Source organism: Labrys miyagiensis (assembly GCF_030160835.1).
GTDB classification, from domain to species: domain Bacteria; phylum Pseudomonadota; class Alphaproteobacteria; order Rhizobiales; family Labraceae; genus Labrys; species Labrys miyagiensis.
Genome location: NZ_BSPC01000058.1, coordinates 175556 through 200212, shown reverse-complemented (window position 1 = coordinate 200212; position 24657 = coordinate 175556). Strand labels below are relative to the sequence as shown.

The following is a 24657-nucleotide window of genomic DNA, read 5'->3' as shown; positions in this document are numbered from 1 at the left end:
CTACTGGCCGTAGCGCCGCCACTCCGATCAGGAAATTTGGACGGCGGCGTTGATGCTTGACGAGGCGGATGCTCGATAGTCTGGACGTGATGGCAGAGCTGGAGCGTCGATATTCGCGCTTGATCGGGCCGGATCGCCTCGCTTCTGTTCTCGACCGGCTTTCAGTCTTCGTTGAGGGCAGCGAGCCGGATTGATGGGACACACCGCCGACATCCAGATTGCTCCGGGCTCGTGCGTTTGTCAGGAGCGGAACAGCCGCGACGTGGTAAGCGTCAGGACTATTTACGAGGCCCAGCGCAATCCGCCATCACAGAGGATGTTGTGGCCGCTCATGAAGCCGTTCTTGATTACAAACGTGATTGCCTGGGCAACATCCTCGGGTTTTCCAACCCGACCGACCGGCGTCTTGCCGGCATATTCGGCAAAGACACCCTTCCTTTGCTCGGGCGGCAGGAAATCCCACCACGGTGTATCGATTACGCCTGGTGACACGCTGTTCACCCGAAGCGGCCGCAGTTCTGCGGCGAGAATCGGTACGAGGGACGCGACCGCAGCATTCGCTGCGCTGATGCCCGCTGTTCCCGGCATGGCTGCGTGCGCCGATACAGATGAAATGAATGTGATGCTGCCATCCTTAGGCAGGAAAGGAAGGGCGGCCTGGGCGGCGGCAAATTGGGGATAGACCTTTTCCTCGAAGCCTTCGCGAACTTCTGAGAGACTGATCGAAGCGAACGGCCCAAGTCCCTTGCCGCTGCCGAAGGCGAGCACAAGATGATCGAAGCCGCCGATCCGTGAGAATGTTTCGGCGAGCTTATCTGTTGCGGCGGCGTCCAACACCACACACGTCCCACCTCCCAGCGATTGGCGAGCTTCGGCCAGCCGATGCTCGCTACGGCCGATGATCGTTACTTGCATGCCCGAGCCGAGCAACTGGCGTGCGGTGGCGAGGCCTATCCCGGAAGAGCCTCCAATAATGACGACATGTTGAGACGACATGGCTTTCTATCCTTCGTTGAGCTGTGAGGTGAAAGGGCGGATTACGTCTGCCGCGGCGTTCGCTGCTTCAGGGCACCCCGAGCGCCGGTGCGGACGGGCTGACGAGTTGAAAGCTAAGGGCGCGTAGACGCGCGCGGGCTGTCACGTCGTAGGCTTGTCCGTTAGCGCGCGAGGGCCGCATCCCATCGAAGTAAACCCCGCTTTTTCCGCTGGACTCGATGTTGTCGATGAGCTGCAGGACTGCGGTGGCACCTTCGTCGACGGACGTCATGGGCCGGATGCCATCCGAGCGCACCATGGCCGTATCCATGTAGGTGGCGGGGTGAAGGCAATTGGCGGTCACGCCCGATGCATGGAGTTCTTGCGCCAGATCGAAGGTGAACATGATCTGAGCGAGTTTGCTTTGGCAGTAGGCGCGCCGACCGTCGTAGCCGTGTGTCAGCATGACGTCGCCAAAGTCGATTCTCTCCTGTCCGGCGGAGGACACGTTGATAATTTTGCTACCGGGGCGTCTTGTCATGATCGGCAGCAGGAGCCGCGTCAGCAGAAAGCCGGACAGATAATTCACCGCGAAGCGCAGTTCGTAGCCATCCTGGCTCATCTGACGTTCGCCGCGATGCCGGCCAACACCAATTCCGGCATTGTTTATTAGGATATCCAGTGATGCGTGATCGCGTTTGATCGTCTCAGCAAGACCATGGACCTCAGACAGAGATGATAGGTCAGTGACGTAATGGCTCGCCGCGCCGCCAGCACGCCGAATGACCGCCGAGACTTGCTCGGCGCGATCCCGATCTCTGCCATGGACGAGAATGTGCGTGCCGCGACTGGCAAGGCGCTCGGCCAAGCGTCGTCCCAGCCCGTCTGTTGAGCCCGTAATGAGTATCGTCTTGTTATCTCTTGCCACGCCGTCACCGTTTCGAACCACGACTGCCATCAAGGATGTCTCAGATAAGAAGGGCCAAACAGTTTTAGCAGCATCCTAGTATTGATCCTGCTATGATCATGCGATGAGCGTGACCGTTGCCGACACCGAAGCCCGCCGCCGTCAGTCTGGCGCTTTCCTCCGTTCGCGCCGCGAGCGCCTAACACCGTCCGACGTCGGGTTGCCCGAGGGCTTCCGACGTCGCACGCCGGGGCTCAGGCGCGAGGAGGTGGCGCTCCTCGCAGGGGTTGGAGCCACCTGGTACACCTGGCTCGAGCAGGGGCGCGATGTTCGGCCTTCTCCGGAAGTCCTGTCGGCGCTGGCGGCTGCCTTGCGCCTCGATCCCGCCGAACGGCAGCACCTCTACATCTTGAACGATCGGCCACCGCCTGAGCCGCGTCCAATTGGACCAGAGAGGGTCGATGAGCCGCTGCGACGGATGCTTGACAGCCTGACGCGGCAACCCGCTTACGTCCTTGGCCGACGCTGGGACATCCTTGCTTGGAATAGGGCGGCCGCAATTCTCTTTGGGGACTACGAAAAGCTCGTGGGCGACGAGCGCAATATCATGCACCTTGTCTTCGCTGACAAAGCGCACAGGAAGCTGTTGACCGATTGGGACGATCTTGCTCCTACCGTGCTGGCGATGTTTCGAGCCGATAGTGCCCGATACGTCGGAGATCCGGAGTTCGAACGGCTTATCGCCAAGCTTACGAAGGTGAGCACCGAGTTTCGTCATTGGTGGTCGCGGCAAGATGTTCTGCGGTCTCTGACGGGGCTAAAGCGTATCAAGCACCCCAAAGCAGGGCGCATGACCTTCGAATACACCAGCTTGGCTGTAACCGATCAGGTTGGGCTCAAGCTGACGGTCTACACGCCGCTCACATCGGATCAGACGGCGGAGAAACTGAACAGTCTCCTGTCCGCCGAGGGACCCTAAAGCGTTTTGCGATTTGACGGACTCGGCAAGAATCGCAAAGACGCGTCGAAACAAAGAGTTAGAGCAAAGCGGCGTTTACGCTTAAACGCGCTTTGCTCTAGCAAGAGCCGATAGTTAGGAGATGAAGTCGGCCACTGACGCCGAGATTTCTGCCCCGCTGATCAGCAACTGCCGTACCCCGCTTGGCGCGCGCGAGGAGAATAGGGTTCCGGCAGGGGTGAACTGAGCAAGCAACAGATGCTCAGACTCATCCGTGACGGTTAGCACGCGAGATCAGCGGGTGCCTTTGCATCGCGCGATCCACTGTTCAGGACAGCCCGTGCAACAAGTGCTGTCGTGGTTGGAACCACTCTCATCGAGAGATTGCGGTCACCATTGCATCTTCTGGTCCAAGCACGCGCCCGTCCTGGGACCGAAGTTCCAGCCTTCGCACCGGCATGCCCTTTTTCTTGTCGACAAGGAGCACATGCGACTCGTCGGGTGCAAAAAAGAAATCCTCACCCCATTGCCTCAGCGCGACCAGCAGCGGAAACATCCCTCGCCCTTTCTCCGTCAGAACATACTCCTGATAGGGGCTGCCATCCGAGGCCGGAATGGTATCGAGAATGCCGTGGTCGACGAGATTGCGGAGCTGTGCTGAGAGGATGTTTTTGGCCAGCTCTAGGTTTTTCTGAAACTCGCCGAAACGGTGCAGTCCGTCAAAAACGTCACGAATGATCAGCAGGGACCACCAGTCCCCGACCGTATCCAGGGGTCTGGCAACGAGATTGTAAGGGGGTCTATCTGCTGGGTGGTCCAATTTCTGCAGGTGAATAGCGGACAAATCGCTAGCGCTCCATTGGTGATGCTACTAATGCGGTTTTGGAGCGATCCCAGGACTGGAACTGCACGGGGTGTCCAATCCTCCTTCGCCAGAAATGTGCGCCCTGATCCAATCAATACATTCCCATACGTAAACTACTTTAGTTATTTATTTGAACTGTTGCAGCGCGGTGACAGTTTTTCTGAAATTTATTGTTTATGAATCGGTAATATGAAGTCTTTTATGCCGTGCGAAGTTTCGAGTGAACATTTACAGTGGCTTTAGGTTATCTTAAGAATCGGCAGGGGATTTGGAATTGCGCCGCTTTTGGAGAAAGTTTAGGTTTCCCAAAGAGGTAGCAGTGAGGGCCGGCGATGTCGCGGACGGTGGCTTGGTACCTCCCGAATTCCTCGAAAATACGCGCGAGTTGGTCTCCATCTATGATCGTGAGCTGACGCTTACGCAGTGTGCAGCGCGTCTTAAGACTTTGCGTGGCGATCGGATGTCGATCGGTGCGAGTTTGTTCGACATCTATCCAGACTTCGCAACGGGCGATGCTCGGAAGGCGCTTGACAGGGCGCTCTTCGCCAAGGCTCCAGCGATCCTCAACCTTGCCACAGCATCTAGGCGGGAAGTGGAAGTCCGCGTGTTTCCAACCGCGGCTGGGATTGGCCTGATCGAGTCAGCGGAAGTCGCGATGGCCCCCGCAGAAGCTGACCATAGCGAGCTGCTGCACCAGGCTACCCACGACGTGTTGACCGGTCTTCAAAATCGGCAACGCTTGAGTGACCGGCTCAAGGAGATCTTGGCCACGCGCAACGGTATGCGTGAGCGTTCAGCTCTGCTTCAGATCGATCTTGATGATTTTAAGTCAGTCAACGATACACTGGGACATGGCACCGGTGACGCCCTGCTCAAGCTCGCTGCGAACCGCATACGCGGCGTGCTACAAGAGGGTGACTCTGCTTATCGCTACGCTGGCGATGAATTTGCGATCATCCAATATGGCAAAGATCCGAGCGAAGCAGAGAGCGTGGCGCATGCCCTTGTCGATGCTTTCAAGGTTCCTTTTATCATCAACGAAATGCCACTCTTCGTGGGTGCCAGCGTTGGCATCGCGTTCGGCCCGCAGCATGGTGGGCAAGGCGAGGAACTTATGAAGGCGGCGGACATTGCCCTTTATGCCGCCAAGGGAGATGGTCGGGGCTGTGCCCGGGTCTTCAATCGCTCAATGTTGCTTTTGATCGAGCAACGAGAAAATCTCCGGCGCAGCCTGCGATTGGCGTTGGAACGGCAGGAACTTCTCCTTGAGTACCAACCGCTGCTACGCTCATCGGGACAGGTTGTCGGCTTCGAAGCGCTGGTTCGCTGGGACCACCCAGAAGTTGGACGGATAACACCAAACGTGTTCATTCCCATCGCCGAAGCAGACGGATTGATGGAAGAGATCGGGCGCTGGGTGTTGGAGGAGGCTTGTCGACAGGCGATGACCTGGCCGGACTCTCTCAGTATCGCCGTCAACTTATCACCAGCCCAGTTCCTCAGTGGCACCCTTACCGACGTCGTGGCCCAGGTCATCGACAGCACTGGTATCAGAGCCGACCGAATAGAGCTGGAAATAACCGAATCCGTTTTGCTGGAAGAGACGGTCGATAACCTGGACACCCTAAACACGCTTAATGTGTTGGGCATTCGTATCTCCCTGGACGACTTCGGCACACGCTATTCATCGCTCAGCTATCTCAAGAATTTTCCTTTCGACTCGTTGAAGATAGACCGGTACTTCATTCAAGATGTCGAGCGAGAACGGAAAAGTCAGACAATTGTGCGGACAATAATTGGCATGGCGCATGGTTTGGACATGATTGTGACGGCCGAGGGGGTCGAGACGGCCCCGCAGGCTCAATGGTTAATCAACGAGGGCTGTGACCTACTCCAGGGCCTCCATCTCGGCCAAGTCATGAGTGCGGAGAAGGCGCGGATGTACGCATCCAAGGCTGGAACCTCACGCAGGCGCCGCGAGCGTATCAATTGAAGTCGACACTACCCGCCGGGCATCGCAACAGCAGAGAGTGATATGTCGCCGCAAGCCACGCACGACACTAAAGCGGATCATGATTTCCGCATGATGGTCCAGATCGACATGGAAATGGCGGCGTTCCACTCCAACTGGACGCATTGCGATTATATTGCCACCTATCTGGCGCGCACCATAAGCCACAATCGTCCGGATTCCGTGTTGTTCGCCAACCTGTTTTCGTCCGCGCTGAACGAGTTGCTGGAAATCACATTCAGAAGCCGCCATGCCGGCGGCGCCTTCGCCTGCAGGATCTCGCGCCAGGGCAATATCGACAGGGTTGAGCTTACCTTCACCTCCAAGAAGGACGAGCAGCGCTTCTTTGAGCATGCCGTGGCCCGCATACGGGGCGGTGACGCCGAAGCCGACTACATGAGCTCGTTGTCCGGCGACCCGGGCCCCAGCCGCGACATATTGCTGGTCGAACTCGCCGTCAGCTACAATGCGACAGTCAGCATCAACACGCACGACAATGACACTATCACGCTCGTCGTGGACCTCCCACTCGGGGGCCTGACACATTGACCGCGGTAACCTTCGCCAACAAAGCGCGATTTAAGGCGCAGTTCGACCTGAACAATCAGGAGTTTTCGCTTGCCGGTACGCTGCGCCCGCAGTCCATCGACGAGATCGCGCCAAGCCTAGCGCTGTTCAAGGACTCGATCGATCGGGTAAGCGGTGTTCTCTACGTCAATGTCCGGCGCCTCGGACAGATGAACAACACCGCCTTCCATGCCTTCGCGCGGGTGATGCTGGACGCCAGCCGTGTCAGGCCAGACCTGCGGTTCGTCGTCGTGACGTCCAGCGTTGTCGGCTGGACGACGGAGAAATTCGGCCGGCTGGGCCTGATCGAGCCGGCCATCAAGGTCGAGGAGTACGACGCCGACTTCTACCCCTTCCAGAGTATTCTCGAAGAGAGCCGCTTCTTCCCGGTTCTGCGCACCCAGACCAAAATGACATGGCGCCATGAGCGCAACATCCTGCCGCGGCACGGCCTGAAAGAGAACGTGGCGGTCGCGGATATCTGCTGCGGCATCGGTGATTTCGCGGCGCTCCTATACAAGGACTTCAAGCCCTCGCGCCTCGTCGCGCTCGACCATTCCAAGCCGAGCTTGGCGTATGCGCGCCGGGTGGCCGCCGATTTCGGCCTGCACGGCATCGAATATGTCTATGGCGATGCAGCGGAACTGCTGCTGGAAGACAATCAGTTCGACTTCGTTACCTGCCGGCACGCCCTGCAGGTTTTCCCCAAGCCCCACATGATCCTCAAGGAACTCTTCCGGATCTGCAAGCCGGGCGGCCGCGTCTATATCACCAACGAAAAGGTCTCCCATTGCGTCGGCGAGCCGCGCGGCGAGTCGATCAAATGGACCTATGAACAGGCAGCCAAGGTCTGGGCGCATTTCGACATGGACATCGAATGCGGGCCGAAGAGCCGACGCTACATGGTCGATTGCGGCTTCGAAAATATCAAGATGGAGACCTTCATGGTTAGCAATCTCGATGGGGATCCGCAGGATTTCGCCGATATCGTGCAAGCCTGGGAAAATGCTTTCGTCGACCAGATGTCGACCCGCCGCGGCGACACCCAGGAGTTCATGGACCGCTTCCGTGGCGGCTTCCAGGATCACATCTTCGCCGCGCTGCATCCCAGGGGCTATGCGGGCTGGCCGATCTGGGTGGCGTCCGGGACCAAGCCGCAATGAGCGACAGCGCTGTCTCCCCGCCATGGCACCGGCGCTTTTCTCCCAGGAGCTTTCGCGGCAAATTCATTCTCGTCGTCGGAGCGGCCGTCCTGTTTGACATGCTGCTTGGTGGCGGTATCGCGCTGTGGAACGTGCAACGCCTGTCGCGCGACGCCGCGCAACAGGTCGGCGCCGGCCTGACCAAGGCCAGCCGCGAATATCTGCAAACCTACATCGATGCGACGGCGCTGCGGGCCAACCTTCTGTTCGAGCGCGTGCATTCCGAAGTCGGCGTGCTGTCCGGCACGATGCAGGCGATGATCGATCATCCCGAGACCGCGAAGGCAATCGGAGACGCCATCGCCAAGGACCGCACCCTGTCGACGCCCCTGGTTTACAACGCAGCGGGCGATTGGGCGCAGAACCTTCCGGGTGCCCCGGGCACGACCAGCGTCTGGAGCTATCTGCTCGACTCCAACCATCAGCCGATACCGGGCGCCCAGGATCGTGTGCGTGAAAGCGCGCTGTTCGACATTCTCGGCCCAACGCTGATGCAGACCGGATCCAAGAAACTTCAAGTCTATTATGTCGGCCCGAAGACTCTGCCTGTGATGCGCGCCACACCGGCCCCCGAGCTCGCCCAGACCTTCGATAAGCTCTATCCCGGTCATAACAAGGCGAATTTCTGGGACTTCTTTTTTCCCGGCATCTATGAGGACTGGCAGACTTGGCTGGACAAGCCGTCGAGCCGGCCGCTCGATGACGTCACCACCATCACCGCACCCTATATCGACGCGAATTCCGGCAAGCAGATCGTCTCGTTCTTTCGTCCGCTCTGGACGGCGGACCGAAAATCTGTTGCCGGCATGGCCGCGGCCGACGTCACCCTCGACCAGCTGATCGACCTGGTGCAGAGCGTGAAAGTCGCCGAAACCGGCTTCGGCTTCCTGGTCATGTCCAACGGCAACGTAGTTGCCGTGAATTCAGCCGGCGAGCAGACGCTCGGCGTCGTCACCGCAAGCGGCGCCGCGGGACAGGGCGTCACGGGCCTGGACCGCTCGTTGAAGAAGAGCGACCAGCCGGCGATCGTCGCCTTGAGCATGCCCACGGACAACAAGCCGGATATCCAGCACATCCTCCTCAAGCAGAATGGCGAGGATGTCCCCTACATCGTCGTGCTCAAGCAGCTCGAGCCCACGAATTTATGGGACAACGGGCCGATCGTGAAGGAGACGATGACGCTGGGTTTCGTGGTACCGGAACGGGAGATCTATGCCTCGCTGATCGCGGCGCAGTCCGACATCTCGGCCGCGACCAACCGCATCCTCAAATATCAGATCATGACGGTGCTGATCAGCTTGTTCGTGGTGTTCGTCGCGATCTTCGGCATTTCGAAGCGGATCACGGCAGGCCTCAGCGCCCTGGCCGCAGCAGCACGCCAGTTGCAGTCCAAGGACTACTCGGTCCGCGTTGACATCCCCACCAAGGATGAGGTCGGCGAGGTCGGCGTTGCCTTCAACCGCATGGCCGAGGAGATCAGCTACCATACGGAAAACCTCGAGCAGCTCGTCGAGGATCGCACCCGCGACCTCGAGAACGCCAACTCGGAGATTTCGTCGCTCAACGAGAAGCTTCGCGGTGAGAATATTCGCATGGGCGCCGAACTCGACGTGGCTCGCCAGATCCAGATGATGGTGCTGCCAAAGGAGCGCGAGCTCTCGACGATCTCGGGGGTCGAGATTGCAGCCTATATGCGGCCGGCGGACGAAGTCGGCGGCGATTATTACGATGTGCTGCGCGACGGGCAGAGGTTCAAGGTCGGCATCGGCGACGTCACCGGCCACGGCCTCGAAAGCGGGGTTCTGATGCTGATGGTGCAATCGGTTGCGCGAGCGCTGCAGGAAACGGGCGAGGGCGGCCCCCTGCAGTTCCTTGACTGGCTCAACCGGGCAATCTTCAAGAACCTCGAGCGGACCAATTCAGACAAACATCTATCCCTCGCCTTCCTCGACTATGAGAACGACAAGCTGACACTTTCGGGCCAGCATGAAGAAGTTGTCGTGATACGCGCCGGCGGCGGCGTCGAACGCATCGATACGATCGACCTGGGATTTCCAATCGGACTCGAAATGGACATCGCGCCTTTCGTCGCGACTTACGACATACCCTTCACAACCGGCGACGTCGTCGTGCTGCATACCGATGGCGTGACGGAGGCAGAGGGCGCGAAAGGCGAGTTGTTCGGCTTGGACCGCCTCGTCGAGAGCACGCGCCAGCGTCACGCCTCGAGTGCCCAGGAAATAAAGGACGGGATCGTCGAGGACCTAATGACCCATATTGGCAGCAGAAAGATCCACGACGACATCACACTCGTCGTCATGAGGCACAGGTAACGCCATGACCACACTGTATGGACCAGCAGAGATCGTGATCGGCATGAAAGAAAGCGTCAGCCGCGTCAGGCTGTTCGATGGCCCCCTCGACCTGAGGTGGCATCATTGCGCAACAACGTCGGACTTCATTGCCGACCTGTTCGCGCTGCCGTTTCATGCCTCGCGCAACGATTACCGCGAGGTGCGGCACAATATTGGCTACCTCGTCAATGAGTTGATCGAGAACTCGATCAAATTCCGTGAGCCCGGCGAGATCAGGGTCGAGGCGGCAATGGATGTCGACTGCTTCAAGGTCAAGGTTTCCAACGTCGTCAGCACCGAAGCGGCCGCATCGTTCCAGGCCCTGCTCGCAGAGATCACCACCGGCGATCCGGGCGACCTGCTCATCGAGCGCATCGAGGCCAACGCAGCCGATCCGGAGACCTCAGGCTCGGGCCTTGGATTGCTGACGCTGATGAGCGACTATGGCGCCCGCCTGGCTTGGATCTTCAGTCCCGTCGATGATGGCAGGCGCGTCTATGTCGAAACCTTCGCCGCCATTCCCGTCACCCAGTCGCAGCAGTGAGAGCATGAAGCCGAATTTTGAGATCAAGTCGGACGAATACCGGGTCTGGGCCGAAGACAGCGTGGTCCACTTCGAAGGCACGATGCGGTTGTCGGGAACGGATGCCTATGCACCGATCATGGCCTTGATGACCGAGGTCCTGGCGACTGCGCCGGATACGATCACGCTCGACCTGACAGGTCTTGAGTTCCTCAACTCCTCGGGCATCAACCTGCTGGCTAAATTCACCATCGAGGTGCGCAAGCATCCGAGCGTGGCGCTGGTCGTGCGAGGCAGTTCCGAGATTCCGTGGCAGAATAAGTCCCTGCCCAATCTCAAGAAACTGCATCCGGCAGTTTCCCTGCAAATCGACTGACACGGCTCTTCAGCGCTAATCCGGTTTGAAGTTTGTTCCGACCCCTGCTGCGGACACGGCGAATTCTTCCGCCAGTGTCCCCTTTCGCGCCGTCTTCCTTTAGACGAAGGCCGGAGGCCGGTCGGTGACACCTGATCCGCATAACGAGGTTTGTGGTTCGCTTGAGCAGCGATGTGGCTCTCAACGTCGAGCGCGACCACGCCCTCGATGTGGGTGTCGACGTGTACGCAGCAACCTTGCTTTGAGCTGATCGTCGGTTTCGTCGAACAAGCGAAGCATCTGCTCATAGGGATCGCCTTCAAGTCCGAGTGCGGCCGCAAAGGCCGGCTCGGTCTTCATACCTGAGTATCGGAGGCGCATGATGCTCTCCTTGAGCATTTGCCCGCCCAGCCGGAGTAGCCGTTGCTCGACGACGAAGTGCCGCCACCCCTCCTGCTCAGCCACCGCTCTGCGGTCGCCGAATATACCAAACAGCCAGTCGTGAGACCGGAAGCTCGCCACAATTGTTCGACGTCCGCCTGTCCACTGATGCATCGAGAAAGTGTCGCAGGCCGACAGACGGGCCCAGATCTGTGCGGCAAATAAGAGCGGATCAGGCATCTGACACAAGATATCGATGTCACTTTCAGGCACATCCAACCCGAGGGGCGGGGTTCCCGCAATGTGCGGGTCGAAATCCGCCAGGGTTTCGAGGAGTCTCGTCTCGCGCAAAGCCTGTTCGTATGAACACCGATGTCGTTCCATGTCAGGGCGCTGACGGGTGGATAAGGCCGCTTCGCCGCAACTCGCGCCAGAATTCATCCGGAATCGCAGCGTCTAGCAGATGAGCATTCTCAAGCGCCTGTTCTGGCGAACCTGCACCGGACACGACACTGGCGACTGTAGAGTGGCGCAGAGGGAACTGGAAAGCGGCTTGCTTGAGCGAGACACCGAAATTCAAACAGAGCTTCTCGATTGCCGCTGTCTTAGCCAAAGCACGCGGCGTGGCGGGCAGGTAATTGTAGAACGGCTTGGGAACGGAGGTACCGGTCGCCAGGATGCCGGACGCAAACGGAGATCCAACAACGATTCCGACACCACGCTCTTCACAAAGAGGAAATTCTTCGTCCAGTACTTCCTGGTCGAGCAAGGTGTAAGGCATGGCGACGAGAAAGAAATCGAGATCGAACCGTCTCAGAAATTCCGGGATAGTCCCAAGGATATTGACCCCCGCCCCGACGCCGGCGATCTCGCCATAGCGTCGAAGGCTCTCCAGGGCTCGCCATCCCGAGCGCTCAAGATCTGCGAAGTGGTGCGCGACCAAATCAGCCGAACCGATTTCGGCAATATCGAGGTCATGGATCAGCAGGAGGTCAATCTGGTTCAGACCGAGACGCATGAGGCTCTGCTCGTAGGAGCGCATAATGCCATCGTATGTGTAGTCAAACCGATGCTCGAAGGGCAGTCCGCCTCGCCAGAACTCTCCTTTGAAAGATGTGGCATCGGCAGGACGCCGAAACACCCGCCCCACCTTGGTCGACAACGTGAAGGCGCTGCGGGGATGCTGACGAAGCATTTCTCCAAAGCGCAATTCGCTCAGGCCGCGACCATACCACGGAGAAGTGTCGTAATAGCGGATGCCCTGATCCCACGCGGCTTGCAACGTTGCCCGGGCCTGTTGCTCATCGATCTTCTTATAGATTTCGCCGAGCGGCACGCCCCCAAGGCCAACGGGAGAAAGGTCGACGCCAGTTCGGCCCAGCTTGCGTTTGCTCATAATCATGATGCTGCCGAACCTTTGGCTGGAACAGCATCTACCTGATGCGCTTTTCGGCGAACATTGCTGATGATGTGGCGCTCGATCTCTCGATCCAGCGCCGCCTGCCTGCCGCTCCTAATAAGCTCGACCAAGTAGACATGTTCCTCGATCGATTCCTGATAATCGAACAGCACGTTTCTCTCCTGCATCAGGAAGACGAGAACGCCCCTCGACAGAGAAGCCCAAAGGGGCACAAGCAGATGACTTTGTGACAGCTCGACAATCTTTTGATGGAAGGCGAGATCGGCCTGGCAATAACTCAGTTGGTCGTTCAGACGTGCGGCACGACGCATGGCATCGATCGCAGTCTCAAGGATGCCGAGTTCTGTCTCGCCCTGGGCAACCCGATCCGAAAATCGGCGCAGCGCCAACCTCTCGACGCTGAGGCGCACTTCCAGGAGCTCTGCCGTCTCGACCGAGCCGAACTCATTGACGAAGCTACCGCGGTTGGGTTCGGTAGCAATCACTCCTTGGGCCTGCAGGATCCGAAAGGCTTCCCGCACCGGCACTCGACTCACACCGAGACGGGCGCAGATATCCTTTTCAAAGACACGTTGGCCGGGCTGCAGTTCCCCACTGGCAATCAGCAGGACGATATGGTCCGCGCATTGATCCGCGAGGTTGCGATGCTCGAAATTCGGCGTGAAGCTGATAGAGGGAGCTGTCATTGGGATTGTCCGTTCACTCCGACATTTGAGAGCAGGGGGCTGCGGCGTTCGAGAAACGCCTGTACGGCCAGGACAATAGTATCGAATTCTTTGTCCCCCATCGGCAGACTGAGGTTTATCTGGCCACGCCGTGCTGCATAGATACCGTTCTCCATAAGATCAAAGTGAAAGAGCTGAAACAATTGCTGCGGTTCGACCGCAATGTCCTCCGGGCAGCGTATTTCTCCGTTGTGGAAGTGAATGTTCATGGCTGAGCCGACGCCCGTAAACTGAACCCCAAGCCCATGAGGCGCGGCCAACTCGTTGAGGCGAGACCGCAGTCGCTCCCCAGTGCGGAGGAATGCCTCTGCCCGCTCGGCGGCATAGATCTTTTCGAGCCCGACGACACCGGCCCGCATCGAAAACAGATTGTTGTTGAACGTGCCTGCGTGAGGCAGCGCATTTGGACGCATGGGATTCATATGGTCGAGCAGGTCAGCTCGACCGCCGAAAGCACCAAAGGAAAATCCACCTCCCAGGTATTTTCCGAAGGTCGTCAAATCCGGGCAAATGCCATAGAGCCCTTGCAGCCCGCCCGCCCCCATGCGCGAGGTGACAACTTCGTCGAAGATCAGGATGGCGCCGTGCGCGGCGGTTCGCTCACGCAACACTTGCAAGAACTCCGTTGTTGCCGGGATGCAGCCACCGTTCGATAGCATCGGCTCGACGATCACAGCGGCGAGAGATGGTCCCAATTGGTCGATCACATGCGAGGCTTCTTCTGCATCGTTGTATCGGCAAACCGTCCAATCGAAAGGGGCGTTCATGGCACTTCCTCCGTCAGCGAAGACGAAGACCCCACCATGATAGGCTCCTCTGAAGCACACCAGGTTGGTGCGGCCCGTCGCCGCCCGGGCCAGGGTCAGCGCATAGAGGTTTGCCTCCGTTCCCGAGTTGCAGAAGCGGATGCGCTCCAGGCTCGGAAATCTTTGGCGCATGAGTGCGGCCAACTCGATTTCAGCTTCACCCGGAGCGCCGTTGGAGATGCCGCCCTCAAGGGTCTGTGTAACCGCTTCTCGAATGAGAGGATCGTTGTGCCCGTAAAGACCGGCGGTAAACTCACCCAGCACATCCAGATAGCGGTGCCCATCGACATCCTCAACAAAGGCGCCGGCGCTCGAGGCCATATAGAGGGGGAACGGATCGAAGTGCAGGGCCGAGCGGGTATTTCCGCCCGGCATCACATCCTGAGCCCTTTCAAAGAGAGCGCCGCTGAACGTATTGCGCGCAACGTAGGACTGCCGCGCTTCAGCGAGAGCGTCATCGATCGCGTGGTTGTGTCCCTGGCGTCGCAAGCTTGGGTCCGCCAGCGCATTCTCGGGCGGTCCAGAATTGACAGGCATAGGCGTCCTCGACGGTCGAGTTCGAATCGTGACTCGCCATAAAGTATACATTTTCGTAGCGATGTCCAGCATCGGGGTTCGCCAAATGATGCTGGAAAGAATCGACTATTGCATGGATGGTATACATTTTATTGTGTAAAATCAGCTATTTATCGCTCTAGTGGACAATTTTGGCGGTGAGACACAAGGCGCTGAAAAAAGTGCTTGCGGTGTCTCAAAAAGTATACTTTCATACATAAAGGCAGGAGGTGACCTTAGTCAGCCTGCTTCCAAGCCACCTAGGGGACATGCGATTATGAGAAAGCCATTGGTGCAGCTGTTGCTGCCGGCACTCGCGCTGATGCTGCTCGGAACCACAGCAAGCCGGGCAGATCCGGCGGTAATCTACGATCTTGGCTCCAAATATGATCACTCGTTCAATGAAGCGGTCTTCAATGGCGCGAAGTCGTGGGTCGCCAAGAACGGCGGGAGCTTCGCGGAGTTCGAGATCTCGAACGAGACTCAAAGGGAACAGGCAATCCGCTCCGAAGCCGAAGCGGGGCATAACCCGGTCATCGTTGTAGGCTTCGCATTCGAGGATGCTCTGTCCACGGTCTCCGAGGAGTTTCCCGATAGCCATTTCGTCATTCTCGACGACGAACTCGACAAGCCGAATGTGCAGTCAGTCGTGTTCAAGGCCGAGGAGGGGTCGTTTCTGGTCGGCGCGCTCGCAGCCATGGCTTCCAAGTCCAACGTGATCAGCTTCGTCGGCGGTATGGATATTCCGCTGATCCGTTCCTACAGCTGTGGATACAAGCAAGGGGCGAACTTCATAAATCCAAAGATCCAGGTCATCGAAAACATGACCGGCACGACACCCGAGGCGTGGAATGATCCGACCAAAGGTGGCGAACTTGCCCGCAGCCAGTTCGACCGTGGTGCGGACGTCGTTTACGCAGCGGCCGGCGGAACGGGTGTCGGTGTGCTCCAGGCGGCAGCGGATGCAAAGAAGCTCGCGATTGGCGTCGACAGCAACCAAAATGGCCTCCATCCCGGATCCGTCCTTACGTCGATGGTCAACCGGCTGGACGTTGCCACCTATGACGCCTTTGACGACGCCAAGAATGGCAGCTGGAAGCCAGGCGTCAAAGTCATGGGATTGGCCGATAAGGGCGTCGATTGGGCCCTGGATGACGACAACGCCAAGCTAGTCACGCCAGAAATGAAGGCCAAGGTCGAAGCGGCGCGGGACCAGATCATCTCCGGAAAGATCACGGTGACCGACTACGTCAAGACCAATTCCTGTCCCAACTGAAGCCGAAATTGACAGCGATGAGCGCGACGCCTCCCGATACATCCACCTCTCTTGCTATCGAGCTGCGCGGCATCTCCAAGAGGTTCGGCAAGGTGCGTGCCAACGACAACGTCTCGCTTGGTGTAAGGCGGGGCGAAATCCACGGCATCATCGGTGAGAACGGCGCGGGCAAATCGACCCTCATGTCAATCCTCTACGGTTTTTATGAACCGGATGAAGGCGAGATCTGGGTAGGGGGAGCGCAGCGCCAGATCCGAAGCTCAAGCGATGCCATCGCGGCGGGCATCGGCATGGTCCACCAGCACTTCATGTTGGTGGAACCCTTCAGCGTCGTCGAGAATGTCATGCTAGGCGCCGAGGGGCATTCGATCATCACAAAGAGCCGGCGACGTGTTCGAGAGAAACTCCAGGAGATCGAGGCCGACTACAAGCTGGAAGTTTCTCCCGACGCTCTCGTACGCGATCTGCCGGTGGGCGTTCGTCAGCGCGTCGAGATTCTCAAGGCCCTGTTTCGCCGCGCCGACATTCTTGTACTCGATGAGCCGACTGGTGTTCTTACCCCAGCCGAGACCGACCATCTCTTCCGAATTCTTGCGGCGCTTCGGGAGGAAGGAAAGACCGTTATCCTCATCACGCACAAGCTGCGCGAGATCCTGGCGATTACTGACTCCGTTTCGGTGATGCGGCAGGGAAAGCTCATCCAGACGCTGCGAACCGAGGCGACCAACCAGGCCGAACTGGCATCCTTGATGGTTGGGCGCAGGGTCGCAGCCACGAACAGGCCAGCGCGGTCTGAACCGGGAGAGGCGCTGCTCGACGTTCGAAACCTGGACTATGTTGATGAAATAGGTGTCCGACGTCTCAAAGGCGTCTCGTTTAATGTGCGTGCGGGTGAAATCGTCGGTATCGCCGGAGTCTCCGGCAATGGTCAAACCGAGCTGCTTGCAGTGCTATCCGGTATGGTGCGGCCAACCTCCGGGGACTTTTCGGTCGGAGGGCGCTCGATCGCCGCAATGCGCAGTCCAAATGCCCGCACCTTGCGTAACCTCGGAGTTGGCCATATCCCCGAGGATCGACATCGTGACGGTCTGGTTGGCCGGTTCAGCGCCAGTGAATGCGCAATTCTCGGCCGCCAAGACGCCCGAGGGTACAACCACCGCATTCTCAGCAATCGCCTGGCCATACTCGCGCACACGCGCGCGCTGATGCACGCGTATGACGTGCGACCGCCGGATCCGTTTCTTCGTGCCTCCAATTTCTCCGGCGGCAATCAACAAAAACTGATCGTCGGGCGCGAGGTCGAGGATGACCCGCAAATTCTCCTTATTGGCCAGCCCACTCGGGGCGTGGATATCGGCGCCATCGAGCAGATCCACCGTCGAATGCTCGACCTCCGCCAAGCCGGAAAGGCCTTGCTGCTGGTCTCGGTGGAACTCGATGAGATCCGTGCTTTGTCCGATAGAATTATCGTGATGTTCGATGGCACGATCGTTGGGGAGCTCGACGGTGAGGATGCGGACGAACAGACTATCGGCATGATGATGGCCGGTGTGAGGCCCCACTGATGCTTATCAAGCTTGCAAGGGTACCAGTCTGGGCCTCGACTATCGTACTTCCACTCGTCAATTTTCTCTTGGCTGCGCTGGCCGCTGGCGCGGTCGTGCTCATCATCTACTGGCAACCCTTTAGTACTGGCACCTTGCCTTTCGCTGATTACCTCATGACGCCTTTGCGCGCAGCCGGTATCTTGTTCACCGGCGCGTTCGGCGATGGGCGCAACCTCAGCTACACGCTGTTTTATGCCACCGACTTTATCTTCGCCGGGCTGGCGGTGGCTGTCGCCGCCCATGGCGGCTTGTTCAATATCGGTGTCGAGGGCCAGGCCTATGTATCAGGCCTTGGCGTAACGCTCGTATGCCTGCATCTCGCCTTTCTGCCGGCGCTGATCCTCTTTCCAGTCGCAATTATTGCCGCGCTTGCTTTCGGCGCCGCATGGGCATTCCTCCCAGGTTACCTGCAGGCTCGCCGCGGCAGCCACGTCGTAATCACGACGATCATGTTCAATTTCATCGCTGCGTCGCTCATGGTCTACGTGCTCGTGCACGTCCTCGCGGCGCCTGGCCGTATGACGCCTGAAAGCCCGCACTTTGCGCCGAAGGCCTCGCTGCTCACGCTCACTGACGTCATGCGTTGGTTTGGCCGGTCGTTCTCAAAAGTGCCGCTCAACATCTCATTCGTACTGGCGCTCGCCTGCAGCTGGGCGGTCTGGATCTTCATTTGGCGAACGCGATGGGGCTATGCGCTTCGCACCGTTGGTTTCAGTGCGCGCGCGGCGACCTATGCCGGAATACGAGTGGATCGGGTCGTCATCGCCATCTTGTGCCTGTCTGGCGCACTGGGAGGCCTCATCGCGGTCAACGAAGTCATGGGATCGCAGCAGAGGCTCGTTCTGAATTTTGTGGCAGGCGCTGGTTTTGTCGGGATCGCAGTCTCGCTGATGGGGCGCAATCACCCTTTCGGTATCGTGCTCGCCAGCCTTCTATTCGGAGCTCTCTACCAAGGAGGCTCCCAGCTCAGCTTCGCCATGCCGGCGATCACGCGTGACCTGACGGTCGTGATCCAGGGTGTCATCATTCTATTCGCCGGCGCGCTTGAGCATATGTTCCGCGCGCCGATCGAGGCTCTCTTCAAGACTGGCGGGGGAGGGAGTGAGTAATGGATCAACTCGGTCTGATTTCTATATTGGATGCGACCGTCCGAACATCCACGCCCTTGCTGCTCGCTTCGCTCGCGGCGCTCTTCTCAGAACGAGCAGGCATTGTGGACATCGGTATAGAAGGCAAGATGCTGGCAGGGGCCTTTGCGAGCGCGGTTGTGGCGGCGCAGTCCGGCTCCGCACTTTTGGGTCTGATAGCCGGTATGATCGTCGCCATCCTGATGGCCATGCTTCACGGCTTTGCCAGCATCACCCATCGCGGCAACCAGGTAGTCTCAGGCCTGGCCATCAACATCCTGGCGTCGGGCCTGACATCGACATTAGGCAATGCATGGTACCTTCGTGGCGGCCAGACGCCTCAGCTAATTGGAGATGCGCGCTTTCAGGCAATCACGTGGCCATTTGCTGATCAGATCCGCGAGTTGCCCATCCTTGGGTCACTCTATGCGGGCTTGCTCTCGGGACACCCGGGCCTCGTCTATGTTGCCTTCCTGGCCGTGCCGCTTACCGCGTGGATCGTTCGCGAGACACGCTTTGGCCTCAGGCTCCGTGCAGTCGGGGAACACCCTGCGGCCGTCGACACTGCCGGCATCTCGGTAACCCGCATGCGCTACCTTGCTCTCGTGATTACTGGCGTTCTGTGCGGGATGGCTGGCGCCTACCTCTCCACCGCGCAGAATGCTGGCTTTGGACGCGACATGACCGCCGGACGTGGATACCTCGCTCTTGCCGCTCTCATTTTCGCCAACTGGCGACCCTGGCCGGTCTTGGTGGCCTGTTTGTTGTTTGGTTTCCTGGAGGCGTTGCAGGCCCGCCTGCAAGGCACCTTTGCGTTCGGCTTCGAAGTGCCGGTCGAGCTCGTGCAAGCCCTGCCTTACATCCTCACAGTTGTTCTGCTCGCGGGCTTGATGGGCCGCGCTGAACCGCCCCACGCGTGCGGAACGCCTTACGTCAAAGAGCGCTGAATCTGCACTGCCCTTGACAATTCCACTTACCCTTTTTCTTACGGAGTTGAACGATGAAGACCAAAGTGATCGTGGATACCGATACCGGTGTGGACGATGCCATGGGATGCGCTCTCGCCCTGCGCTCTCCCGAGTTGGACGTGGTCGCATTCACTTCCGTATTTGGAAATGTCAGCGTGGAACTGACGACTGAAAATACGGCCTATCTGATGGAGGTCTTCGGCCGTGAGGATATTCCGCTTGCCAAGGGCGCCGGGCGAGGCCTGGTGGGTAATCCAAACTACTCGCCATTCGTGCACGGCGACGATGGCGTCGGCAATGCCGGTTTTGACAAGCCGAAAACGATCAAGCCTACTCGGGAGTCCGCGGCTGAACTGACGATTGCACTTGCGCGCGCTCATCCTGGAGAAATTACCTATATCGCTTTAGGACCGCTCACTAATCTGGCTTTGGCGTTGGCCATAGATCCTGAGCTCCCGAAATACCTTCCCAGAGTGGTTTGGATGGGCGGCGCCGTCTACGTGCCAGGGAATGTTACACCTGTTGCTGAAGCCGATGCCTGGCACGACCCGGAGGGAGCCCAAATGGTCCTGCAGCAGGCAGGGTGGCAGGTTGATATGGTCGGGCTCGACGTCACGGACGACACCATTCTCGAAGAGAAAGATCTCAAGCGCCTACAGGCTGGTGGCGCAGAGGCTCGCTACATCGCAGCAATGATGCCGTTCTATATGAACTTCTATTCCAAGAAATTGGGGCGATACGCCTGCGCCGCTCATTCTGCCCTCACCGTGGCAGTTGTGGCCGAACCGGCGATCATCGCAGCGAGTGAACAACTCCCGATCCAGGTGGAACTCAGAGGAACTTTCACGAGGGGGATGACGGTAGCGGATCGCCGAACCAATGCGTCAAATGGGCAGGAGCGGGAATGGACGCAGACACCGCTGACGAATGTGCTTACAGACGTCGATCGCCCGCGGTTTCGCGAGATGTTTCTTCAAAGATTGGGAGTCTGACAGGTGTTGTGAGGATAATTGGGAGTATCCGCCAGGGCATGATGGGCGGCGCCAAGGCTCTTAATGATGGCATGAAGGCCTTCTCTGAAACTGATCAAACGGAAGATCTCAAGGCGATCAAGGCGCCTACGCTTATCTTGCAGGGCGATGACGACCAGGTCGTTCCCTACAAAGACGCCGCGGTCTTGCAGGCTAAACTGCTCAAGAATTCCACACTCAAAGTCTATCCTGGCTTTCCACACGGCATGTGTACGACCAACGCAGACGTGATCAATTCCGATCTGCTCGCCTTCATACGTTCGTAAGCATCCTCGCCGAGCGGGCCCGAGGCAGCTCGATGATCTTACGCCTGGTCCAGACAAGTGGGAGTTGCCTGACAGCACCCCAATTCGTCATTGATTGTCTTTCAACGCCGCCATTCGATCGCGCGTGAGGGCCGGCCCGGTCAGGGTCACCACGGCCGCTACGGTCACCAGCCACAGGCCACTCCAAAGCCACCAGAGCGCGATCTGCTCGCCGCCGTCGAACATTCGCCAGAAGAAGGCAGCGGTGTTGTTGGAGGCATGCATCAGCATCGGCAGCAACAGGCTGCCCTGCGTGTGCAGCCACATCCAGGTCACGACGATGCCGAAGCAGAACACGCTCATCAGCCAGGGCAGGATATTGCCGGCGTCATATTCCACACCAAGAAGCGGCAGGTGCCAGACGGCGTGGAGGGCGCCGAGGATGAGGCTGCCGCCAAGGGCGGTTCGGCCGACCAGAAGCCGCGGCAAGGCAAAGCCGCGCCAGGCTGGTTCCTCGCCGAGCCCGATCAGGAGAAATATGAAGACGAAGCGGACGACGAGGTCGGACCAGTTGGGAAAGGCGAGTTCCGCCGACAAAGTCGCCCCAAGCCAGAGATTTAACCCCACCGCTGTCAGTGTCAGCGCCGGCGGCAGAAGCAACGCCAGGGCGTACCATTTCAGCCCGACCCGCCAATGGCCAATCCTGGCGAGCCAGGTCGTGACTGCCGGCCAGCCGCCGATGAGCGCCAACGTCAGGCCGGCGGCCAGCAGTGGCCCAAGCGGGAGAATCGGTGCATCCGCATGGCCCGGATCGAGCCGATACCAGACCCAGGCCCACCAGGAAAAAGCATAGGCGAAGACGAAAAAGGCCAAAAGCTGATGAGTCCGCGTAAAGCTCGCGAGCGGCGTCATGGCGATGCCTCCTGGTCTTTCGCAGGCTGTAAGGCTACCACGGCCAAAGCACACATCACAAGGAACGCAAAAGACGGGCGGATGGCCCCCTCGTTACGCCGTGCCTGCCTGCTTGAATTTTCACTTCTCTTCCGGGAGGCGCACCCAACCGACCGCTGTTGCCTACTTTCACATGGCGCAATGGATTGGGCCAGGATTGACTGCTGCCGTGCGGCACCTCAGGGACGAAGAGCAGCTGCGCCATGCGACCGTTGTCTCGACCAAGGATGAAATGGATAGGCATGAACCGCAATGAATGAGGGAGTAACCCTTGCCGGAGGTTATGATCTCGGCGGAAACACTCGAGCTGCTGGTCAGCGCGGCCGAAGACGTGTTGGAGCGCCGGCGCGGACCAGGCATGCGGATGCGATCGGCGTGGCGGTCGAAGCACTAGAGCAAAGCGCGTTTAGGCGCAAACGCTACTTTGCTCTAACTTTTTGTTTCGACGCGTCTTTGCGATTCTTGCCGATTCTGTCAAATCGAAAAACGCTTTAGCACCTCTGGAAACGGCGGAAAACCAGTGGTGAAAGTCTGACGCTTGGCACCGACTCCGAATGGCCGGAAACCACCCCGGGACTAAACCGCTCGCGCGGTATGGAGGCGCGGCGAGGGGGCGGGCAGCGGCCAACATTGATGGGCGTCCTATCCGCAGTTGAGAGGTTGCCAACTCACTACAGACTGGAGCATCCCCATGTCCAAGCACGCTCGGATCTCAGGGCCGTAGCACCGTATTGCCGATGGCGGCCTCCGGCACTTGGTCGATCACCAGAAGGCGCACGGGAACGGCCCCGGTATTTTGTCCAGAGTGCCAACGGTCGACCATCTCAACAATGAAGTCGCCGGCTTTGTACGTCGATTGCGCACCACTCTCCTTGTCAGTCACCGTAAGATCTCCGGCCAATACATAGCCATAGCGCGGATAGGGGTGTTCATGGACCGGCAGTGACACTCCCGGGGCGATCTCATACATCGACGCTATCAGCCGAACGTGGCCTGTTGGAAGGATAATCGGCTGACCTGCAGCCGTGACTGTAGTCGCCAAGATTGTGGAGACCACAACTTGCTTCGAAACGGCTTCATCACCGTTTGCAGCGGTAGCCGCAATGAAAAGCATGAATACTGCAATGATCGCGCGCATGCCGGCCAACTCTCCAATTGACCGACTGGCAGTTCCGGCGCCAGTCGAAACTTTTTATCTTCGGGTTCAAGGCAGACTTTGACTAATTCACTAGCATATTGAGACTGAGCTGCAAAACGGACGCCTAGCCTGCAGAGGGCCCCGGCCGCCAGAACGGCGCGGGCCTCAAAAGTGTGTTCGTCTGCTCAATCTGATACGCGGCTTCGGCACTCCGCTGTCGATATTGAAGCCAGGCCTGGTCGCTGTAGAGGGCCATTCGCTTGCGCTCCCGGTCCGCGGCATCCTCGAAGTGCCAGAGATGCACATAGGCGTTGACGTCGCCGGTCTCGACCGTACCGTAAAAGATCGGGGCGCCGAGGTACCGGCACTGCACCGCATAGCCCTCTCTGGCATAGATCTCGAGCTGCGCCGTGAGCGTGCCTGGTCGGACCCGGTAGGTTCTGAGATCAAACAGCATTGGGCTGTCTCCGTCCTGGTTCAGCTCGCCAGACTCTGCCGCCAGCCAAAGCGCGCTGCGGCGCGCTGGGCCAACTCCCTCGCGATCGGAATGGCCGAGGTGGCGGCGGGCGAGGGAGCGTTGCAGACATGAATACTGCGTGCTGTCTCGCGAATGAGGAAATCATGCACGAGCGTGCCGTCCGCCAGCACGGCCTGGGCTCGGATGCCGGATCGGTGGGGCTCAAGGTCATCCAGCGTCAGTTCTGGACAGTATCGCCGGCAGAGAGCCAGGTAGCGGCGTTTGCTCAGCGAATTCCACATTTCCGAAAGTCCGGACCGCAGATTGGCGCGGATCACCCGCCGAAACCCCGGATAGGCGATCATCTCCGAAAGGTCCTTCGGGCTGATGTCGGTGAAGCGGTAGCCCTCGCGGGCGAAGGCCAGCACGGCGTTCGGCCCTACCGTCACATATCCGCCGATCATCCGCGTGAGGTGCACGCCAAGAAAGGGTAGTGCCGGGTCCGGAATCGGATAGATCAGGTGGCTGATAATGTCATTCTTGCCGGCGCCCAGGCGATAATATTCACCCCGGAACGGCACGATCTGGAAATCGAGATCGAGGCCGCACAGCCTGGCCATACGATCTGCCATGACGCCGGCGCAGACGATGAGATGGCGGGCCTTTATCGTTCGTCCGCCGGCGCCGATCGTAACGCCGGCCGGCTCCTCGCGTATGGTATCGACACAGGTTCCGGTCAAGATCTCGCCGCCGCGCTCGATCACAAGCTGCCCCATCGTGCGGGCCACAAGACCATAGTCGACGATGCCTGTCGTCGGCACGAACAACGCTCCTACGCCGCGTATATGTGGCTCGCGCCGAACGAGCTCGGCTGCATCGAGACGCTCGACGGGAAGGCCGTTGGCGAGGCAACGCTCCTGCAGCGCAGCCATGCGGTCGAGCTCTGGCCCCTCGGTCGCGACAAGCAGCTTGCCGCATTGGTCGAAGGGCAGGGCGTGATCCTTGCAGAATCGGATCGTCGCCTCGACGCCCTCCTTGCAGAAACGGGCCTTGAGACTCCCGGGCTGATAGTAGACCCCTGCATGGATCACGCCGCTATTCCGGCCGGTCTGGTGCAGGGCAAGGTCCGCTTCCTTCTCGATGACCGTGATAGAAAGGCTAGGAAAGCGTTCAGTCACCTCCCGGGCTGTAGCCAATCCGACAATGCCGCCGCCTATAATCGCAAGGTCATAATTCATGAAGCGAACTCTCGA

At 58.9% G+C, this 24657-nt stretch carries 23 protein-coding genes and 1 pseudogene; 13 read left to right on the top strand and 11 right to left on the bottom strand.

Features of this window, described 5'->3' with window-relative positions; genetic code table 11:
• Window positions 1-282: 282 nt before the first annotated feature.
• Together QQL24_RS26135 and QQL24_RS26130 are read right to left on the bottom strand one after the other, a co-directional pair.
• Entirely contained in the window at window positions 283-996 is a 714-nt protein-coding gene (locus QQL24_RS26135; RefSeq protein WP_284315230.1) for an SDR family oxidoreductase, read from the bottom strand.
• Window positions 997-1063: 67 nt separating this feature from the next.
• Entirely contained in the window at window positions 1064-1933 is an 870-nt protein-coding gene (locus QQL24_RS26130; RefSeq protein ID WP_284315229.1) for an SDR family NAD(P)-dependent oxidoreductase, read from the bottom strand.
• A 73-nt stretch (window positions 1934-2006) separates the two neighbouring features.
• Here QQL24_RS26130 and QQL24_RS26125 point away from each other — a divergent pair, with 73 nt between their 5' ends.
• Window positions 2007-2861 carry a helix-turn-helix transcriptional regulator gene (locus tag QQL24_RS26125; RefSeq protein ID WP_284315228.1) on the top strand — a complete coding sequence of 285 codons (855 nt, stop codon included), beginning with the start codon at window positions 2007-2009 and terminating at the stop codon, window positions 2859-2861.
• A 352-nt stretch (window positions 2862-3213) separates the two neighbouring features.
• Here the strand turns inward: QQL24_RS26125 and QQL24_RS26120 are convergent, their stop codons facing one another.
• Window positions 3214-3684, bottom strand: a complete 471-nt coding sequence (locus tag QQL24_RS26120) for a winged helix-turn-helix transcriptional regulator (RefSeq protein WP_284315227.1) — start codon at window positions 3682-3684, stop codon at window positions 3214-3216.
• Between the two features lie 340 nt (window positions 3685-4024).
• Here QQL24_RS26120 and QQL24_RS26115 point away from each other — a divergent pair, with 340 nt between their 5' ends.
• The 6 genes from QQL24_RS26115 to QQL24_RS26090 are packed head-to-tail and all read left to right on the top strand — an operon-like array spanning window position 4025 to window position 10738.
• The gene (locus QQL24_RS26115; protein ID WP_284315226.1) at window positions 4025-5698 is read left to right on the top strand and encodes a putative bifunctional diguanylate cyclase/phosphodiesterase; all 1674 of its coding nucleotides are present in this window, start codon (window positions 4025-4027) and stop codon (window positions 5696-5698) included.
• A gap of 42 nt (window positions 5699-5740) precedes the next feature.
• Window positions 5741-6265 (top strand): ubiquinone biosynthesis methyltransferase UbiE, encoded by a 525-nt coding sequence (locus QQL24_RS26110; protein WP_284315225.1) that lies wholly within the window; start codon window positions 5741-5743, stop codon window positions 6263-6265.
• Window positions 6262-7446: a methyltransferase domain-containing protein gene (locus QQL24_RS26105; protein WP_284315224.1), complete on the top strand. Its 1185-nt coding sequence runs from the start codon at window positions 6262-6264 to the stop codon at window positions 7444-7446. The genes QQL24_RS26110 and QQL24_RS26105 overlap by 4 nt, the downstream gene beginning before the upstream one ends.
• A complete protein-coding gene (locus QQL24_RS26100; RefSeq protein WP_284315223.1) occupies window positions 7443-9818 on the top strand; it encodes a SpoIIE family protein phosphatase in 2376 nt (791 codons plus the stop codon). Before QQL24_RS26105 ends, QQL24_RS26100 begins: the two co-directional genes overlap by 4 nt.
• A 4-nt stretch (window positions 9819-9822) precedes the next feature.
• Entirely contained in the window at window positions 9823-10383 is a 561-nt protein-coding gene (locus QQL24_RS26095) for a slr1658 superfamily regulator (RefSeq protein WP_284315222.1), read from the top strand.
• Window positions 10384-10387: 4 nt separating this feature from the next.
• Complete coding sequence (locus QQL24_RS26090; protein WP_284315221.1) at window positions 10388-10738, top strand: slr1659 superfamily regulator; 351 nt, start codon at window positions 10388-10390, stop codon at window positions 10736-10738.
• Between the two features lie 180 nt (window positions 10739-10918).
• On the opposite strand, the gene QQL24_RS26085 is transcribed toward QQL24_RS26090, so the two are convergent.
• The 4 genes from QQL24_RS26085 to QQL24_RS26070 are packed head-to-tail and all read right to left on the bottom strand — an operon-like array spanning window position 10919 to window position 14586.
• Entirely contained in the window at window positions 10919-11449 is a 531-nt protein-coding gene (locus QQL24_RS26085; RefSeq protein WP_284315220.1) for a DUF4269 domain-containing protein, read from the bottom strand.
• A 34-nt stretch (window positions 11450-11483) separates the two neighbouring features.
• On the bottom strand, window positions 11484-12494 hold the full coding sequence (locus tag QQL24_RS26080; protein WP_284315219.1) for an aldo/keto reductase: 1011 nt from the start codon (window positions 12492-12494) through the stop codon (window positions 11484-11486).
• Between the two features lie 2 nt (window positions 12495-12496).
• Window positions 12497-13204 carry a GntR family transcriptional regulator gene (locus tag QQL24_RS26075; RefSeq protein ID WP_284315218.1) on the bottom strand — a complete coding sequence of 236 codons (708 nt, stop codon included), beginning with the start codon at window positions 13202-13204 and terminating at the stop codon, window positions 12497-12499.
• Window positions 13201-14586, bottom strand: coding sequence for an aspartate aminotransferase family protein (locus tag QQL24_RS26070; RefSeq protein ID WP_284315217.1), 1386 nt, complete (start codon window positions 14584-14586; stop codon window positions 13201-13203). Before QQL24_RS26070 ends, QQL24_RS26075 begins: the two co-directional genes overlap by 4 nt.
• A gap of 295 nt (window positions 14587-14881) precedes the next feature.
• Between QQL24_RS26070 and QQL24_RS26065 the strand changes: the two genes are divergently transcribed.
• From QQL24_RS26065 to QQL24_RS26040, 6 genes and pseudogenes are all read left to right on the top strand, one after another.
• On the top strand, window positions 14882-15880 hold the full coding sequence (locus QQL24_RS26065; protein WP_284315216.1) for a BMP family lipoprotein: 999 nt from the start codon (window positions 14882-14884) through the stop codon (window positions 15878-15880).
• Between the two features lie 17 nt (window positions 15881-15897).
• The gene (locus QQL24_RS26060) at window positions 15898-17445 is read left to right on the top strand and encodes an ABC transporter ATP-binding protein (RefSeq protein WP_284315215.1); all 1548 of its coding nucleotides are present in this window, start codon (window positions 15898-15900) and stop codon (window positions 17443-17445) included.
• Window positions 17445-18596, top strand: coding sequence for an ABC transporter permease (locus tag QQL24_RS26055; RefSeq protein ID WP_284315214.1), 1152 nt, complete (start codon window positions 17445-17447; stop codon window positions 18594-18596). Before QQL24_RS26060 ends, QQL24_RS26055 begins: the two co-directional genes overlap by 1 nt.
• Window positions 18596-19561 (top strand): ABC transporter permease, encoded by a 966-nt coding sequence (locus QQL24_RS26050; RefSeq protein ID WP_284315213.1) that lies wholly within the window; start codon window positions 18596-18598, stop codon window positions 19559-19561. The genes QQL24_RS26055 and QQL24_RS26050 overlap by 1 nt, the downstream gene beginning before the upstream one ends.
• Before the next feature lie 53 nt (window positions 19562-19614).
• A complete protein-coding gene (locus QQL24_RS26045) occupies window positions 19615-20574 on the top strand; it encodes a nucleoside hydrolase (RefSeq protein ID WP_284315212.1) in 960 nt (319 codons plus the stop codon).
• Window positions 20575-20603: 29 nt separating this feature from the next.
• A pseudogene (locus tag QQL24_RS26040) lies at window positions 20604-20879 on the top strand (alpha/beta fold hydrolase); the annotation flags it as partial.
• Between the two features lie 87 nt (window positions 20880-20966).
• On the opposite strand, the gene QQL24_RS26035 reads toward QQL24_RS26040, so the two are convergent.
• The 4 genes from QQL24_RS26035 to lhgO form a co-directional block, all read right to left on the bottom strand.
• Complete coding sequence (locus QQL24_RS26035) at window positions 20967-21770, bottom strand: CPBP family intramembrane glutamic endopeptidase (protein WP_284315211.1); 804 nt, start codon at window positions 21768-21770, stop codon at window positions 20967-20969.
• Between the two features lie 751 nt (window positions 21771-22521).
• Window positions 22522-22947, bottom strand: a complete 426-nt coding sequence (locus QQL24_RS26030; protein ID WP_284315210.1) for a cupin domain-containing protein — start codon at window positions 22945-22947, stop codon at window positions 22522-22524.
• A gap of 124 nt (window positions 22948-23071) precedes the next feature.
• Entirely contained in the window at window positions 23072-23404 is a 333-nt protein-coding gene (locus QQL24_RS26025; RefSeq protein ID WP_284315209.1) for an NIPSNAP family protein, read from the bottom strand.
• A 20-nt stretch (window positions 23405-23424) separates the two neighbouring features.
• Window positions 23425-24642, bottom strand: coding sequence for an L-2-hydroxyglutarate oxidase (lhgO, locus tag QQL24_RS26020; RefSeq protein ID WP_284315208.1), 1218 nt, complete (start codon window positions 24640-24642; stop codon window positions 23425-23427).
• Between the last annotated feature and the right edge of the window lie 15 nt (window positions 24643-24657).